Genomic DNA, 14,789 nt, shown 5'->3' on the forward strand with positions numbered 1-14,789 from the left:
TTTAGGTGCATGGAATATTTCCGGCGTTGCAAATACAGCATAATCGCCTAGTTTGACCCGCATGACGCCGCAGGACATCACCAAGCTGATCGTCCGGACTTCGATGAAGGATCGGGCCGCTTTCGATCTGCTGTACCGGCAGACGAGCGCGAAACTTTTCGGCGTGTGCCTTCGTGTATTGAACGACCGGGGAGATGCGGAAGAAGCGTTGCAGGAAGTCTTCGTCAAGATATGGACGAAGGCGGATCGTTTTGCTGTTTCCGATCTGAGCCCGATCTCCTGGCTGGTGGCAATCGCGCGCAATCATGCGATCGATCGCATCAGGGCGCGGCGCAAGCCGGCCGCCGATATCGATGCCGCGCTCGACGTGGCCGATCCGGCACCGGGACCTGAAGCGATGGTGGTGGCGGGCGACGAATCCGAACGCATCCATCATTGCCTTGAAGAATTGGAAAAGGACCGGGCGGCGGCCGTCCGGGGCGCTTATCTCAAGGGCGAAAGTTATGCCGAACTGGCGGAGCGCCACGGCGTGCCGTTGAACACGATGCGTACCTGGCTGCGCCGCAGCCTGATGAAACTCAGAGAATGTCTGGAAAGATGACACTGGCAGAGGACAATGGACCGGAACGTGGGGGCGACGACATGTTCGCCGCCGAATACGTTCTTGGCGTTCTGCCGGTGGAAGAGCGGCAGATCGCGTCCAGGCGCATCGATTCCGAAACCGATTTCGCGCGGCTTGTCGATGGCTGGGAGGTTCACCTCTCGCCGTTGGCCGCCGCCTATCCGGAAATCGAGCCGCCGGCTTCGGTGAAGCCAGCGATCGATCGCCGGCTGTTTGCATCGACCGTGGCCACTTCAACCGAGGCACGCGCCGGCCTGTGGTCCAGCCTCGCCTTCTGGCGCGGTCTTGCCGCGGCGGCGGTTGCCGCGCTGGCGATCTACATTGCGATCCCTTACGTCAACCCACCGGTCGCGCAGCCGCAGGCACGCCTCGTCGCCTCGCTGGCAGCCGATGGCAGCGACGTCAAATATCTCGCCGTCTACGACGCCGCGCATCACGAGGTCGGGCTGTCGCATGTCTCCGGTGAGCGTGCCGCCGGCAAGGACTTCGAGCTGTGGATGATCGAGGGCAAGAACCCACCGGTCTCGATGGGCGTCATTCCGGTCGGGTCGACGGCGCATATCGTCGTCTCACCCGCCGCCCAGCAGAAGCTTGCCCAGGGTGCGGTGCTGGCCGTCAGTCTGGAGCCCGCCGGCGGTTCGCCGACGGGGCAGCCAACCGGACCCGTGGTGGCCGCAGGCGACCTGAAGAGCATCTGATCGGATTCTTCCCACCGCGAAGCCTGTTGCCAGAATAATTTCAATTTATCTTATGTGATGCGCGTCTAAAGAGGCACGTAATCCGGCAAACTGTTGCGTGGGATAAATCTCTTCGCTCGTACGATTAAATTAAAAATCCAAAAATATTCTGAAACTCACGCGTTTGTGTTCCGTATCTCCTCGCGTCCCCAAAAATGGGAAGAGAAAACCCGAGGAGTTTGAACATCATGCGTAAATTCGCCACCCTTTTGCTCGCCGGTACGATTGCCGTTTCCGTGCTCGCCACCGCTGCCTATGCCGAAAACCCGATGGTCGGCGGCGCCGCCATGTTTGCCGACAAGAACATCGTCGAGAATGCCGTCAATTCGAAGGACCACACGACACTGGTCGCCGCCGTCAAGGCCGCCGGCCTGGTCGAGACCCTGCAGGGCGCCGGTCCGTTCACCGTCTTCGCGCCGACCAACGAGGCCTTCGCCGCACTGCCGGCCGGCACGGTCGACACGCTGCTCAAGCCCGAGAACAAGGACAAGCTCGTCAAGATCCTGACCTGCCATGTCATCGGCGCCAAGGCGATGGCGGCTGATGTGGCCGCGATGGTCAAGGCTGACGGCGGCACCCACAAGGTCAAGACCGTCGGCGGCTGCGAGCTGTCGCTGAAGGCCGAGGGTGGCAAGGTCACCGTCACCGACGAGAACGGCAACGTCGCCAACGTGACGATCGCCGATGTCGAACAGTCCAACGGCGTCATCCACGTCATCGACAAGGTTCTGCTCCCGAAGATGTGATCGGCCCGAAACTGTAACAAAGGGCTTGCCGCGACGAACCTGCAGCAAGAGCCTTCAGTCGGTTGCATCGTCTCGCTCCCGTGACCTGCAAACGACACGCGTGCTCCGCGCCGCCCACGGTCAATCGTGGACCGGCGCGGAGTTTCGTTCGAGGGCAACCGTCACCGGCTTTTGATTTCTGCGTGGCGGTATAGTTTGGCTAGAGAACAACAGGAGGAACTGGTCATGAACCGTCGCGATCTTCTTTTGAGCGGTGCCGCCGCCCTCGGCGTCGTCGGTGCCGCGGCAACCATGCTGCGCATGGGCAGCCCGCAGCCCGCACAGGCCGCCGAAAAATTCGAGATCACCAAGACCGATGATGAGTGGAAAGCCATCCTGTCGCCGGCCGCCTTCGACGTGCTGCGCAAGGAGGGCACGGAATATCCCGGCACCAGCCCGCTGCTCAACGAACACCGCAAAGGCATTTTCGCCTGCGCCGGCTGCGACCTGCCGGTCTATCCCTCGGAGACGAAGTTCGATTCCGGCACCGGCTGGCCGAGCTTCTGGCAGGAGATCGCCAATGGCATCGGCAAGACCGAGGACAGGTCGCTTGGCATGACCCGCACCGAGGTGCATTGCCGCCGCTGCGGCGGCCATCTCGGTCATGTCTTCGACGACGGCCCGGCGCCGACCGGCCTGCGCCATTGCATCAACGGCGTGGCGCTGACCTTCAAGCCCGCCACGGCCTGAACCCAGCTATAAAGCAAAAAACTCCGGGCTTTGCGGCCCGGAGTTTTTTGCGCGGTCAGAGCTTTTCGGGCGTGGACTGGAGGAGCTTCCCGAAACCGCTGCCACGTCTGGTTTCTCTGTCAGTGCCCGCCGCCTCCGCCGCCACCCGGCGCGGCCGGCTTGTTGATCAGCATGGTGAACAGGCCAAGCGTCGCGAACAGCACCGTCAGCATGTAGAACACATCCATGAAGGACAGCAGCGCCGCCTGCTGCTGGACCATGCCCGACAGCTTGGAGATCGCCGCGCTGGTGGCATCGAGACCCGTGACCTGCTCGAAATTGAGCGTCATGTTCTGCAGCTTGGACTGTGCGGCAGCACTGCCCCACTGCACATGCTCGGCGAGCCTTGCATAGTGGAAGGCATTGCGGTCGATCAGCACGGTGTTGATGAGGGCAAGGCCGACGGCACCGCCGAGGTTGCGGGTGAGGTTGAACAGGCCGGACGCATTCTTCAGCCGATCGGGCGGCAAGGTGCCAAGCGCGATGTTGTTGATCGGCACCATGCACAACATCATCGAACAGCCGCGCAGGATCTGCGGGATCAGCAGCTCATAGAAATCCCAATCGGCGGTCAGATGCGTCATCCACCAGGTGCCCGTGGCGAAGCCGACGAAGCCGATCATCATCATCAGCCGCAAATCCATCTTGCTCGACAGGATGCCGGAGATCGGTGCGGTGATGAACATCGCCAGGCCGCTGACGAACAGCGCCTCGCCGATCATCATCGAATCGTAGCCGCGGATGCGGCCGAGGAAGACCGGATAGAGATAGGTCAGGCCGTAGAGGCCGATGCCGATGACGAAGGAAAACAGCGAGCCGAAGGCGAAGTTGATGTTGCTGAAGGCTCTCAGGTCGACGATCGGCTCCTCGGCGGTGAAGACACGCCAGAAGAAGATCACCGCGCCGATTGTCATGACGATGGCGCAGATGAACACCCCCTGGTCCTGCAGCCAATCATTGTTCGGGCCTTCCTCGAGCACATATTCCATGCAGCCGAGGAGCGCCGCCATGCCGGCGAGGCCCCACCAGTCGAACTTGTTGAACAGCTTGAGATTGGGTTTGTCGAAATCGATCAGCGACCAGGCGGCGGTCGCCACCAGGATGCCGGGCACGACGTTGACCAGGAACAGCCAGTGCCATGAAAAAGCGTGGCTGATATAGCCGCCAACGGTCGGGCCGATGGTCGGCGCCAGCGTCGCCACCAGGCCGATCATCGGCGAGACGATGGCGCGGCGCGAAGGTGGGAAGATGGTGAAGGCGGCGGCAAAGACGCTCGGGATCATGCCGCCGCCGATGAAGCCTTGCACGGCGCGGTAGACGATCATCTGGTCTATGTTGGTGGCGGTGGCGGCGAGCGCGCTGGCCGCGGTGAAGCCAGCGGCGGCGATGGTGAACAGCACGCGCGTCGACAGCATGCGGCTGAGGAAGCCCGACAGCGGGATCATGACCACCTCGGCGATCAGATAGGCCGTCTGCACCCACGGAATTTCATCGGAGCTGGCGCTCAAGCCCGCCTGGATCTCGGACAGCGAGGCCGAGACGATCTGGATGTCCAGGATCGCCATGAACATGCCGAACACCATCGCCAGGAAGGCGATGACGCGCCGCGTCGAGATGGTATCAGGAACCGCCGGCTGTGCCGGCGGCGCTCCTGCGGTGATTGTTGCGGTTGCCATTGCATGGGCCTCCTTGAGGCAGGCCGGGCGGCTCGGTGCTCAATCAGCCACCGAGCCGCCCTCCGAAAGGCGCTTAGTTGGTGGTCGTGGCAGGCGCTGTGCGGCTGTCGACGTTGACGATAACGCTCAAGCCGGCGCGCAGCTTGCCGGTCTTCAGGGCATCGGCCGGGACGTCGATGCGGACCGGGACGCGCTGCACCACCTTGGTGAAGTTGCCGGTGGCGTTTTCCGGCGGCAGCAGCGAGAAGACCGCTCCTGAAGCCGGCGCCAGCGACGAGACGGTTCCTTGGATGGGATGGCCGTCGATGGCGTCGACGGAGATGTTGACCTTTTCGCCGGGAACCAGCCTGGCGAGCTGCGTCTCCTTGAAGTTGGCGACGATGTAGAGCTTGTCCATCGGCACGACGACGGCGAGCTTCTGGCCGGGGCTGACGAGGTCGCCCTGCTCGACCGAGCGGTTGCCGACGACGCCGTCATAGGGCGCCTTGAGCACGGTGAAGGACAGGTCGCGCGCGGCCTTGTCGCGGTTGAGCTGCAAGGAGGCGAGTGTGCTTGCCGATTCGGCGCGCTGTGCCTCGAACACGCCGATATTGGCCTGTGCGGCGGCGATCTGGGCATCGGCACCGACCAGAGCGGCATTGGCCTGGTCGAGCGCGGTCTGGGCGTCGTCCAGCTGAGCCTGCGTGCCGACATGTGTCTTGACCAGTTGCGCGGCGCGCTGCTGACCACGAGCGGCATTGTCGGCAGCGGCCTGGTCGGCGACCTTCTGTGCCTGGGCCTGCTGCAGGGAAGCCTGCGCGGCCTTGGTCTGCGCGTCAATGCGATCGAGCGTCTTGCTCAATGTAGCGATCTGCGCCTCGGCCTGGGCGACAGCGATCTTGTAGTCGCCGTCGTCGATCGTCAGCAGCGGGTCGCCTGCCTTGACCACCTGGTTCTCGCTCACCTTGACCTGGTCGACATAGCCGGAAATCTTGGGCGAGACGAACGCCATGTCGGCCTGGACATAGGCATCGTCGGTCGAGATCATGAAGCGGCCCGTGGTCCAGTAGTCGTAGCCGTACCAGGCGCCGCCGCTCAGCAGGGCAAGGCCGATGATCGGCAGCAGGAAGGAACGCACCGAGCGCTTCTTCTTGGCCGGAGCTTCAGCCGCAGGCGGCGGTGCGACCGGCTGGACGGGAATTTCCGGAGCTTCGGTCGCCGGAGCAACCTTGGCGTTGGGGAAAGGGCGGACTTCGGCGGTGGTGGGCGCGTTCGAGGACATGACATCTCTCTAAAGTAATAATACTGAACCGTTCGGTTCGATCCGGCCGTTGACATAGCGTGAAAAGAGGACCATATCAAGAGGCAATCGAACCGGTTGGTTCGAATTATTTTCGAGGTGTCACCCTATGGCCGAAACCTTACCCAATGCCGACGCCCTGACCAGAGACCCCTGCGATTTGCTTGACAGCATCCGCCGCGGCCGCCCTGCCGCAGGGCAGGATCCGGCCAAGCGCAGCCAGATCATCGAAGGGGCCCGCCGTGTCTTCATCGAGAAAGGCTTCGAAGCCGCCTCCATGAATGACATCACGCGCGAGGCCGGTGTCTCCAAAGGCACGATCTATGTCTACTTCGCCAACAAGGAAGAGCTGTTCGAAGCGCTGATCGAGGAAGAGCGCGGCACCATCTTCAAGAACATGTATGACCTGCTGGACAACGCTGACGATCTGCGTGAGACGCTGGTGAAGTACGGCAAGGTGCTTGCCCTGAAGATCACGTCGGCCAAAGTCATCCAGGCGCAGCGCACAGTGATCGGTGTCACCGACAGGATGCCCGAGCTTGGCGCGCGGTTTTATGAGCGCGGCCCCAAACGCGGCCATGACAAGACGATGGAATTTTTCAACGCCGCCATCGAGCGCGGCCTTTTGCGGATCGATGACGTCGATCTGGCCGCCTATCAGTTTACCGACCTGTGCCTGGCCGGCCTCTTCCGGCAGTGCATATTCGCCTACCGTACCAAGGCCCCGAGCCAGGATGAGATAGACCACGTTGTCAGGTCGGGCGTCGGCATGTTCCTGACGGCCTACGGCACCAAAACGCTTGCCGAGGAAGAAAGCCACGCAATGATTGCCCTGGAGGCAAAGGCTTAGAGTCTTTCACCGTTTCACGGAAACGGCGAACCGCTCTGTCTCCTTGTTTTGACGCAATTCCCAAGGGAAGCGCTATGCGCTTTTCTCTGGAAAACCGTTTCACACTTTTCCTGGAATTGCTCTAGCCGCCATTGGCGGCCAGCACGATCGCGGCGTGCAATTCCTCCAGCCCCTCGCCCTTTTCCGATGACGTCGCCAGGACGAACGGAAACGCCGCCGGGCGCTTCTTGATCTTGGCCAGCGTCTCCTCGATCAGCCGCGGCACGCCAGCGGCCTTGATCTTGTCGGTCTTGGTCAGCACGATCTGGTAGGACACCGCCGCCTTGTCGAGCAGCGACAGCACCTCGTCGTCCTTGGCCTTGATGCCGTGGCGGGCGTCGATCAGCACATAGACCCGCTTCAGCGTCACGCGGCCCTTGAGATAGTCGAAGACCAGCTTGGTCCACTCGTCGACCTTCTCCTTGGGCGCGGTGGCGTAGCCGTAGCCCGGCATGTCGACCAGCGCCATCGGCGGCAGGTCGGCGCCCTCGCCCGAAAATCCATCCGGCACGAAATAGTTGAGTTCCTGCGTGCGCCCCGGCGTGTTTGAAGTGCGGGCCAGTCCCTTCTGGTTGACCAGGGCGTTGATCAGGGACGACTTGCCGACATTGGAGCGGCCGGCAAAGGCGATTTCCGGCGGCCCTTCCGGCGGCAGGAATTTCATGGCCGGCACGCCACGGATGAATATCCACCCGCGCGTAAACAGGTCGGTGGTGATCACGGTGCTGTTCAGAGCGTTCAAGCTGCTGCCTCCAGAAGAGAGATGTTTGCGCCCCTGATGGCGTCGAGGTTGCGGCCGATCTTGTCCACCGGCCAGTCCCACCAGGCCAAAGCCAGCAGCCGCCTGATCGTCCTGTCGTCGAAACGCATCTTCACCATCTTCGCCGCGTTGCCGGCGACAATCGCATAGGGCGGTACATCGTGCGTCACCACGGATTTGGCGGCGATGATGGCGCCATGGCCGATTTCCACGCCGGGCAGGATCACCGCCTCCATGCCAATCCAGACATCGCTGCCGACCACCGTGTCACCGCGTACCTCCTTCGACCATGTCGCCGGGTCAAAGCCCTTTTCCCAGCCATGACCGAAAATGTTGAACGGATAGGTCGAAAAGCCGGACATGGCGTGGTTGGCGCCGTTCATGATGAAGCGCGCGCCTTCGGCGATGGCGCAGAACTTGCCGATGATGAGCTTGTCGCCGATGAAGGGATAGTGGTGGAGCACGCATTTCTGCGCGAATTTGTCCGGCCCATCCGGGTGGTCATAGTAGGTGAAGTCGCCGATCTCGATGTTCGGCTCCGTCACCAGCGGCTTCAGGAAGCCGACGCGCGTATGCATCGGGATCGGGTGCTTGATGCCGGGGTTGGGTCCATCCATGTCGGTTCGTCCGGGAATTGGCAGACAGGCGCATCCGCAACCGCAGGCGCCTGGTCAAAATAACGTGATCCGCCCTATAGCACCAATCGGCTGATGAGCGAGTCTTCCGTGAGCGACAAGCTCATTTGTTGCCGCGGCAGATGACGATCGGATTGGACAGCGCACTGTCGAAACCGCTGCCCTGGTAGACGGTGACGTTCGAGGATCCGGGCGGCAGCAGGAAGCTGCCTTCGACGACTTTCTGATCGCCCGCCGTGGTGTGGAGATCCCAGCTAAACGTGCAGAATTGCGGCGGTGCCGCGGGTTTGACGTGGCTGCAGTTCAACTGCGCGCCACCCAGCATGGCGGCGCCACCGCAGCTGACCGCTTCGTTTGCAAACGCGATACCGGGGCACCCCAGGAGAGCCGCGACAGCTGCGATCTTGATCCAGTTCATCGTCACAATCCTTGCCGGCAAACTGCCACCGCCAAGCGCCTCTTCGGTGTCGTGGCCCATGCAATTTCTTCTTTTTGGCGGCTTAGCCCGTCTTGCGCGCGCCGTCCAGCAGGATTATGTGCATGATGATAATAAGCATGCTCACGAAAAGTTGTCCCTAGACCCTGATCACCTCGCATGTCCTCCTCGCCCAATATCAGCTTCGTGCTGCACGACGTCGCGCGCCTGCTTCGAAAGCGGTTTGAGCAGCGTTCGCGCACGTCGGGGCTGACCCGCGCCCAATGGCAGGTACTGGCCTATCTCAGCCTGCATGAAGGCATCCACCAGAACAAACTGGCCGACCTCATCGAGATCATGCCGATCACGCTTGCGCGGCTGCTGGACAAGATGGATGCACGCGGCTTTATCGAGCGCCGGCCCAACCCCGCCGATCGCAGGGCCTGGCTGCTTTACCTGACCCCGCAAGCTCACCCGCTGCTCGAGATCATGCGCGGCAACGGCCAGAAGACACGAGACGAGGCCTTCACCGGCCTTTCGTCCGAAACACAGCAGCATCTGCTGCAAACCCTAAGCTTGATCAAATCCAATCTGCTCGCGGCTTGCACCCAGCCAGCCGTCGACCGGGAGAAAGTACATGGCTGAATCAACATCCCCCAAGAAGCCTGCCGAAGACGACCCTTCAACGGGTCGCACCGGCGACCAGATCATCCGGCTCGACAGCGAACGCGAACAAAGGCGCGCCAATGTCGTCATCGACAATGACGAGCTGGAAGCGCCGGTCGCGCTGGAACCCGCGGCACTCGAGGCTCCGGCCAAGGAGCCGCAGCCACAGCAGGCGCCTGCCGCCTTTGCTCCTCCTGCGGCCGCCCCGGTCAAGCCGAAGCGCAGCCTGACGCGGCCGGTGCTTTTTGCCCTGCTTCCGGTCGCATTGGTGGTTGGCGGCTATTACTACGTGACCGGCGGCCAGGTGATGTCGACGGACAATGCCTACATCCAGGCGCAGTCGCTCGGCGTGTCAACCGACGTCTCCGGCACCGTGCAGGAAATAGACGTGCGCGAGAACCAGGCGGTGAAGAAGGGCGACGTGCTCTTCCGCCTTCGCCCAGCCTCCTTCGAAACCGCGCTTGCCGCCGCCCAGGCCCAGTTAGGGACCGTGCGCAACCAGGTGCTGACCCTGCAGGCGAGCTACCAGCAGTCGCTGGTGCAGATCGAGCAGGCGCAGGCCGACATTCCCTATTACGAGGCCGCCTTCCAGCGGCAGCAAGACCTGCTCAAGACCTCGACTGCCTCCAAGGCAACTTTCGACAGCGCCCAACACGACCTCGTCGCCGCGCGCCAGAAAGTATCCGTCGCCAAGGCGCAGGCGCAGGCCATGCTTGCCCAACTGGGCGGCGATGCCGACCAGCCGGTGGAGAAGAACCCGTTCTATCTGCAGGCCCAGTCGGGCGTCGACGATGCGCAGCGCAACCTCAGTGACTCGATCGTCAAGGCGCCGTTCGACGGCGTCGTCACCAATGTCGACGCGCTGCAGGTTGGCAAGTATCTGCCGGCTTCGCAGCCGGCCTTCAGCCTGGTGTCGTCGACCGATCTGTGGATCGAGGCGGAGCCGAAGGAAACCGAGCTGACCTATGTGCGGCCGGGACAGACGGCGACGATCAGCGTCGACACCTATCCGGGTGCCGTGTGGCACGGCACGGTCGCTTCGATCAGCCCGGCCTCGTCGTCGAGCTTCTCGCTGCTGCCGGCGCAGAACACCACCGGTAACTGGGTCAAGGTGGTGCAACGCATCCCGATGCGCGTGACGGTCGATGATCCTCAGAGCAAGCCGCCGCTGCGCGGCGGAATGAGCGTCGTGGTCGACGTCGAGACCGGCCATGCGCGCGGCCTGCCGGACTTCGTCACCAACCTCCTGAACCGGTTCGGACAGAAATCATGAGCAGCGCGGCGGCGACAGGTGCCACACCGGTGGTCGCCAATCGCGGCGCCATCACAGCCTGCGTGATCCTGGCGGTCATCATGCAGGCGCTGGACACGACCATCGCCAATGTGGCGCTGCCTTACATCCAGGGCAGCGTTTCGGCCAGCGCCGACCAGATCAACTGGGTGCTGACCTCCTACATCGTCGCGGCGGCGGTGATGACGCCGCCTTCGGGCTATCTCGCCAACCGTTTTGGCCGCAAGCGCATCCTGTTGACCTCAATCACCGGCTTCGTGGTCGCCTCGGTACTGTGCGGCTTTGCGCAGTCGCTGCCGCAGATCGTCGGCTTCCGCTTGCTGCAGGGCTTTTTCGGCGCGGCGCTGGTGCCGCTGTCGCAGAGCATCCTGCTCGATATCTACAGCGTGGAAGAGCGCGGCTCGGCGATGGCGCTGTTCGGCATTTCCGTCATGGTCGGACCGGTGCTCGGGCCGGTCATCGGCGGCTGGCTGACCGAAAACATCAGCTGGCGCTGGGTGTTCTACATCAACGTGCCGATCGGCGCGCTGGCCTTCGCCGGCGTCTCCCTGTTCGTCCTGGAAACCAAGCTGGACATCAAGGCAAGGCTGGACTGGCTGGGTTTCGGCATGCTCAGCATCACCATCGCGGCGCTGCAGATGTTTCTCGATCGCGGCGAACAGCTCAACTGGTTCTCGTCCTCCGAGATCATCGTCGAGGCACTGATCTGCGCGTCGGCCTTCTATATCTTCATCGTCCACACCTTCACCGCCAAAAACACCTTCGTGAATCCGCGGCTGTTCCTCGACAGGAATTTCGCGGTCGGCATGATCTTCATCTTCATCATCGGCATCACCTATCTCGCCTCGCTGGCGCTGATGACGCCCTATCTGCAGACGCTGATGGGCTATCCGGTGGTGACGGCCGGCATCGTCATGGGCCCGCGCGGCCTCGGCACGATGGCGTGCATGTTCCTGGTCGGCAGGCTGGTCGGCAAGGTGGACACGCGCTGGCTGCTGTTGACCGGCCTGCTGGTCACCGCCTGGGCGATGTACGACATGACCGGCTGGACGCCTGATGTCTCGCAATGGACGATCATCAGCACCGGCTTCATCCAGGGCGCGGGCTTAGGCTTCCTGTTCGTACCGCTGACCACCATCACCTTCGCCACGCTGGCACCGGAGCGGCGCGCCGAAGGCACCGGGCTTTACAATCTGTCGCGCAACATCGGCTCCGCCGTCGGCATATCGGTGGTCAGTGCGCTGCTGACGCAAAATGTACAGGTCAACCATGCCAACATCGCCACCTATGTGACGCCCTTCAACCAGGCGTTCGGCAACCCGGCGATCGCGCAAGCGATGAACCCCTACACTGCCGCCGGCCGCGCTGCACTGGACGGGGTGGTGACGCTGCAGGCAACGATCATCAGCTATATGAACGACTTCAAGCTGATGATGATCCTGTCGCTGGCCGCCATCCCGCTGGTTCTTCTGCTGCGCAAGCCAGGCACGCCGGCCAAGGTCGACCACAGCGCCGTGATGGAGTGAGGCCAAGGCCCGGCTGATTGCGCCGGGAACTGCCACCCCACGTATCCTCAAAAATAAACCGGGGCCCTGTGAGGGACTACAGGACCCCGGCCTCGCCGATACGGCTTCCCAAGAAACATGGCACCTCGTCATGAGGCGGGGATGGCAGGCCGAGAAAGCCCAACGAGCTGCCATTGCCCCCTTTCGCCGGAAGCCGTTACTTCGGCAACAGCACCTTGTTGACGACATGGATGACGCCGTTCGACTGGTTGACGTCGGCGATGGTCACCTTCGCCTCGCCGCCGGACTCGTCCATGATGTAGAGCTTGCCCTTCTTGACCTCGGCGGTGAGCGTGTCGCCCGAGACGGTCTTCATCTCGTATTTGCCGCCCATCGCCTTGGCCTTCTTCATCATCTCGGCGCCCGAGATCTTCCCAGCCACCACATGCGCGGTCAGCACCTTGGTGAGCTGACCCTTGTTCTCGGGCTTGAGCAGCGTATCGACGGTGCCGGCCGGCAGTGCCGCGAAGGCTTCATTGGTCGGGGCAAAAACGGTGAACGGGCCAGCACTTTGCAGTGTGTCGACCAGGCCGGCCGCCTTGACGGCTGCGACCAGCGTGGTGTGGTCCTTCGAGTTGACGGCGTTCTGGACGATGTTCTTGGTGGCGTACATCGGCGCGCCGCCGACATTCGGGTTCTTGGCGTAAGCGGGCGCGGCAATCGCCACGCCGGCGACGAGTGCGGAAAGGGCGATGGTCCTGAATGACGGCAAGCGCATGTGGTCTTCCTCCGGGTGAGGGCTGATCGGAATTGATAGCCTTTGGAAATGCACACGCAGTCACGCCGCGCGACGGCTGGCAGTTTCGCCGATCACGGGAACGTGAACGGCTATCCGCCCAAAGAAAAAGCCCGGACGAACCGGGCTTTTCGCGAAAAGAGCGTTTCTATTCCGCTTTTTTGCAGAACAAGGGCGGCTACTCCGCCGGCGACGGTTTCTTTCGAAACAGCGCGACCAGATTGTCCCACAGCTCGATCTTGGCGCCCTGGCGCTTCATGATGACGCCCTGCTGGAGGATCGACAGCGAGTTGTTCCAGGCCCAGTAGATGACGAGGCCGGCCGGGAAACCCGCCATCATGAAGGTGAAGATCACAGGCATCCAGGTGAAGATCGCGGCCTGGGTCGGATCTGGCGGCGTCGGGTTCATGCGCATCTGCAGGAACATGGTGACACCCATGATCAGCGGCCACACGCCGATCATCAGCATGTGCGGCAGCGTGACCGGAACCAGGCCGAACAGGTTGAAGATCGAGGTCGGATCGGGTGCCGCCAGATCCTGGATCCAGCCGAAGAACGGCGCGTGACGCATCTCGATGGTGATGTAGAGCACCTTGTAGAGGGAGAAGAAGACCGGGATCTGCAGCGCCACCGGCCAGCAGCCGGCGAGCGGATTGATCTTCTCGGTCTTGTACAGCTCCATCATCGCCTGCTGCTGCTTCATCTTGTCGTCCGCGTATTTCTCGCGGATCTCGAGCATCTTGGGCTGCACCTTCTTCATGTTCGCCATCGACGCGTAGGACTTGTTGGCGAGCGGGAAGAACAGGGCCTTGACGATGACGGTGGTGGCGAGGATGGCCAGGCCGAAATTGCCGAAGAATTTGTAGAGCGTGTCGATCAGCCAGAACATCGGCTTGGTGATGAAATAGAACCAGCCCCAGTCGATCACCAGATTGAACTGGCGAATGTTGCGGTCCTTCTCATATGCGTTGATCTTGGCGACTTCCTTGGCGCCGGCGAATATCTCGGTCTCGACGGTCGCGGACTGGCCGGCATCGACATTGATGGCATCGGTGAGGAAGTCGGACTGGTAGCGGTGCCGGCCATCCTCGAAAAAGGCATAGCGCGGCTGGAAAGGCTGCTTTTCGGTCGGCACCAGCGTGACGGCCCAGTATTTGTCGGTGATGCCGAGCCAGCCGTCGGTCGACTTGCCCGGCGTAACCTGCTTTTCAGATTCGATCTTGGCGTATTTGTATTCGGCCAGGCCCTCGGTGCCGGTCACACCGATCAGGCCTTCATGCAGCACATAGGTGCTGGCGACGGCCGGCTTGTCGTAGCGGGTGACACGGCCGTAATTGAACAGCGAAACCGCGCTCGAGCCGGAATTCTGCACCGTGTCCGACACCGTGAACATGTAGTTGGCGTCGACGGAGAAGGTGCGCTTGAAGGTCAGCCCCTTGTCGTTGGTGTAGGTGAGCGTCACCGGCGTCGACGGGGTCAGCGTCGGATTGCCGTCGACACTCCAAGCCGTTTCCGCGCCCGGCACCGCACCGGTCTTGTCGTTGCCGACGAAGCCGATCTCGGCGAAATAGCCGGTCGGCAGCGCCTGCGGGTTGAGCAGCTCGATCTCGGGCGAATTCTTGTCGACGGTCTCGGTGTAGTGCTTGAGCCTGAGGTCGTCGAGGCGCGCGCCGGTCAGGTTGATCGAGCCCTCGAGGCTCGGCGTGTCGATCTTGACGCGCTTCGAAGCGGCAAGCGCCTGGTCGCGGCTGGCCGCGGTGACGGTGTCGCCGCCGGGCGCGCTGGGAATGGTGCCCGGCGCCGGCGCCGGTGTTCCAGCACCCGGATTGGCGGCCTCGGCCGCCTTCTTCTGCTCTTCCACACGCTGCTGCTCGATCTTGGCGGCCTCGCGCTGCTGCTCGACGCGCGGGTTCATGTAGAAAACCTGCCACAAAGTCAGGATCAGCACCGACAGCGCGATGGTGATGAAGAAGTTCCGGTTGTTTTCCATCGAGAGCCCTTGGC

15 protein-coding genes are annotated in these 14,789 nt (G+C 62.4%); 8 read left to right on the forward strand and 7 right to left on the reverse strand.

Annotated elements, in window-relative coordinates; all coding sequences use genetic code 11:
• The first annotated feature begins 61 nt into the window (after positions 1–61).
• The 4 genes from AC1DX4_RS02755 (at position 62) to msrB (ending at position 2,834) form a co-directional block, all read left to right on the forward strand.
• Entirely contained in the window at positions 62–601 is a 540-nt protein-coding gene (locus AC1DX4_RS02755) for a sigma-70 family RNA polymerase sigma factor (protein WP_172221316.1), read from the forward strand.
• Positions 598–1,320 (forward strand): anti-sigma factor, encoded by a 723-nt coding sequence (locus tag AC1DX4_RS02760; protein WP_477219108.1) that lies wholly within the window; start codon positions 598–600, stop codon positions 1,318–1,320. The genes AC1DX4_RS02755 and AC1DX4_RS02760 overlap by 4 nt, the downstream gene beginning before the upstream one ends.
• 227 nt (positions 1,321–1,547) lie before the next feature.
• Positions 1,548–2,105 carry a fasciclin domain-containing protein gene (locus AC1DX4_RS02765; RefSeq protein ID WP_477218847.1) on the forward strand — a complete coding sequence of 186 codons (558 nt, stop codon included), beginning with the start codon at positions 1,548–1,550 and terminating at the stop codon, positions 2,103–2,105.
• 225 nt (positions 2,106–2,330) lie between these two features.
• Positions 2,331–2,834 carry a peptide-methionine (R)-S-oxide reductase MsrB gene (msrB, locus tag AC1DX4_RS02770; RefSeq protein WP_477218848.1) on the forward strand — a complete coding sequence of 168 codons (504 nt, stop codon included), beginning with the start codon at positions 2,331–2,333 and terminating at the stop codon, positions 2,832–2,834.
• 119 nt (positions 2,835–2,953) lie between these two features.
• Here msrB and AC1DX4_RS02775 read toward each other — a convergent pair whose 3' ends face one another.
• Positions 2,954–4,549, reverse strand: a complete 1,596-nt coding sequence (locus AC1DX4_RS02775; protein WP_477218849.1) for a DHA2 family efflux MFS transporter permease subunit — start codon at positions 4,547–4,549, stop codon at positions 2,954–2,956.
• A 73-nt stretch (positions 4,550–4,622) separates the two neighbouring features.
• Entirely contained in the window at positions 4,623–5,810 is a 1,188-nt protein-coding gene (locus tag AC1DX4_RS02780; RefSeq protein WP_477218850.1) for an HlyD family secretion protein, read from the reverse strand.
• A gap of 127 nt (positions 5,811–5,937) precedes the next feature.
• On the opposite strand from AC1DX4_RS02780, the gene AC1DX4_RS02785 reads away from it, so the two are divergent.
• On the forward strand, positions 5,938–6,678 hold the full coding sequence (locus AC1DX4_RS02785; RefSeq protein ID WP_477218851.1) for a TetR/AcrR family transcriptional regulator: 741 nt from the start codon (positions 5,938–5,940) through the stop codon (positions 6,676–6,678).
• Between the two features lie 121 nt (positions 6,679–6,799).
• Here AC1DX4_RS02785 and yihA read toward each other — a convergent pair whose 3' ends face one another.
• The 3 genes from yihA to AC1DX4_RS02800 all read right to left on the reverse strand — a co-directional run bounded on the left by yihA (position 6,800) and on the right by AC1DX4_RS02800 (position 8,530).
• Positions 6,800–7,459, reverse strand: a complete 660-nt coding sequence (gene yihA / locus AC1DX4_RS02790; protein ID WP_032937353.1) for a ribosome biogenesis GTP-binding protein YihA/YsxC — start codon at positions 7,457–7,459, stop codon at positions 6,800–6,802.
• A complete protein-coding gene (locus AC1DX4_RS02795; protein WP_477218852.1) occupies positions 7,456–8,094 on the reverse strand; it encodes a CatB-related O-acetyltransferase in 639 nt (212 codons plus the stop codon). The genes yihA and AC1DX4_RS02795 overlap by 4 nt, the downstream gene beginning before the upstream one ends.
• A 121-nt stretch (positions 8,095–8,215) precedes the next feature.
• Positions 8,216–8,530: a hypothetical protein gene (locus AC1DX4_RS02800; protein WP_475454941.1), complete on the reverse strand. Its 315-nt coding sequence runs from the start codon at positions 8,528–8,530 to the stop codon at positions 8,216–8,218.
• 177 nt (positions 8,531–8,707) lie between these two features.
• Between AC1DX4_RS02800 and AC1DX4_RS02805 the strand changes: the two genes are divergently transcribed.
• Genes AC1DX4_RS02805 through AC1DX4_RS02815 form a run of 3 tightly spaced genes read left to right on the forward strand, consistent with a single transcriptional unit; the run spans position 8,708 to position 12,010 of the window.
• A complete protein-coding gene (locus AC1DX4_RS02805) occupies positions 8,708–9,172 on the forward strand; it encodes a MarR family winged helix-turn-helix transcriptional regulator (protein WP_477218853.1) in 465 nt (154 codons plus the stop codon).
• Positions 9,165–10,466 carry an HlyD family secretion protein gene (locus tag AC1DX4_RS02810; protein ID WP_477218854.1) on the forward strand — a complete coding sequence of 434 codons (1,302 nt, stop codon included), beginning with the start codon at positions 9,165–9,167 and terminating at the stop codon, positions 10,464–10,466. The genes AC1DX4_RS02805 and AC1DX4_RS02810 overlap by 8 nt, the downstream gene beginning before the upstream one ends.
• A complete protein-coding gene (locus tag AC1DX4_RS02815; protein ID WP_477218855.1) occupies positions 10,463–12,010 on the forward strand; it encodes a DHA2 family efflux MFS transporter permease subunit in 1,548 nt (515 codons plus the stop codon). Before AC1DX4_RS02810 ends, AC1DX4_RS02815 begins: the two co-directional genes overlap by 4 nt.
• Before the next feature lie 196 nt (positions 12,011–12,206).
• Here the strand turns inward: AC1DX4_RS02815 and AC1DX4_RS02820 are convergent, their stop codons facing one another.
• Positions 12,207–12,767, reverse strand: coding sequence for a fasciclin domain-containing protein (locus tag AC1DX4_RS02820; RefSeq protein ID WP_477218856.1), 561 nt, complete (start codon positions 12,765–12,767; stop codon positions 12,207–12,209).
• A 196-nt stretch (positions 12,768–12,963) separates the two neighbouring features.
• The gene (gene yidC / locus AC1DX4_RS02825) at positions 12,964–14,775 is read right to left on the reverse strand and encodes a membrane protein insertase YidC (RefSeq protein ID WP_477218857.1); all 1,812 of its coding nucleotides are present in this window, start codon (positions 14,773–14,775) and stop codon (positions 12,964–12,966) included.
• Positions 14,776–14,789: the final 14 nt, after the last annotated feature.

The sequence above is a fragment of the Mesorhizobium sp. P3_A8 genome, from assembly GCF_056402995.1.

Excerpts from the sequence above, each read along its gene's own strand:
- AC1DX4_RS02755 (WP_172221316.1), top strand. The coding sequence starts at position 62 with ATGACGCCGCAGGACATCACCAAGCTGATCGTCCGGACTTCGATGAAG.
- AC1DX4_RS02760 (WP_477219108.1), top strand. The coding sequence starts at position 598 with ATGACACTGGCAGAGGACAATGGACCGGAACGTGGGGGCGACGACATG.
- AC1DX4_RS02765 (WP_477218847.1), top strand. The coding sequence starts at position 1,548 with ATGCGTAAATTCGCCACCCTTTTGCTCGCCGGTACGATTGCCGTTTCC.
- msrB (WP_477218848.1), top strand. The coding sequence starts at position 2,331 with ATGAACCGTCGCGATCTTCTTTTGAGCGGTGCCGCCGCCCTCGGCGTC.
- AC1DX4_RS02775 (WP_477218849.1), bottom strand. The coding sequence starts at position 4,549 with ATGGCAACCGCAACAATCACCGCAGGAGCGCCGCCGGCACAGCCGGCG.
- AC1DX4_RS02780 (WP_477218850.1), bottom strand. The coding sequence starts at position 5,810 with ATGTCCTCGAACGCGCCCACCACCGCCGAAGTCCGCCCTTTCCCCAAC.
- AC1DX4_RS02785 (WP_477218851.1), top strand. The coding sequence starts at position 5,938 with ATGGCCGAAACCTTACCCAATGCCGACGCCCTGACCAGAGACCCCTGC.
- AC1DX4_RS02795 (WP_477218852.1), bottom strand. The coding sequence starts at position 8,094 with ATGGATGGACCCAACCCCGGCATCAAGCACCCGATCCCGATGCATACG.
- AC1DX4_RS02800 (WP_475454941.1), bottom strand. The coding sequence starts at position 8,530 with ATGAACTGGATCAAGATCGCAGCTGTCGCGGCTCTCCTGGGGTGCCCC.
- AC1DX4_RS02805 (WP_477218853.1), top strand. The coding sequence starts at position 8,708 with ATGTCCTCCTCGCCCAATATCAGCTTCGTGCTGCACGACGTCGCGCGC.
- AC1DX4_RS02810 (WP_477218854.1), top strand. The coding sequence starts at position 9,165 with ATGGCTGAATCAACATCCCCCAAGAAGCCTGCCGAAGACGACCCTTCA.
- AC1DX4_RS02815 (WP_477218855.1), top strand. The coding sequence starts at position 10,463 with ATGAGCAGCGCGGCGGCGACAGGTGCCACACCGGTGGTCGCCAATCGC.
- AC1DX4_RS02820 (WP_477218856.1), bottom strand. The coding sequence starts at position 12,767 with ATGCGCTTGCCGTCATTCAGGACCATCGCCCTTTCCGCACTCGTCGCC.
- yidC (WP_477218857.1), bottom strand. The coding sequence starts at position 14,775 with ATGGAAAACAACCGGAACTTCTTCATCACCATCGCGCTGTCGGTGCTG.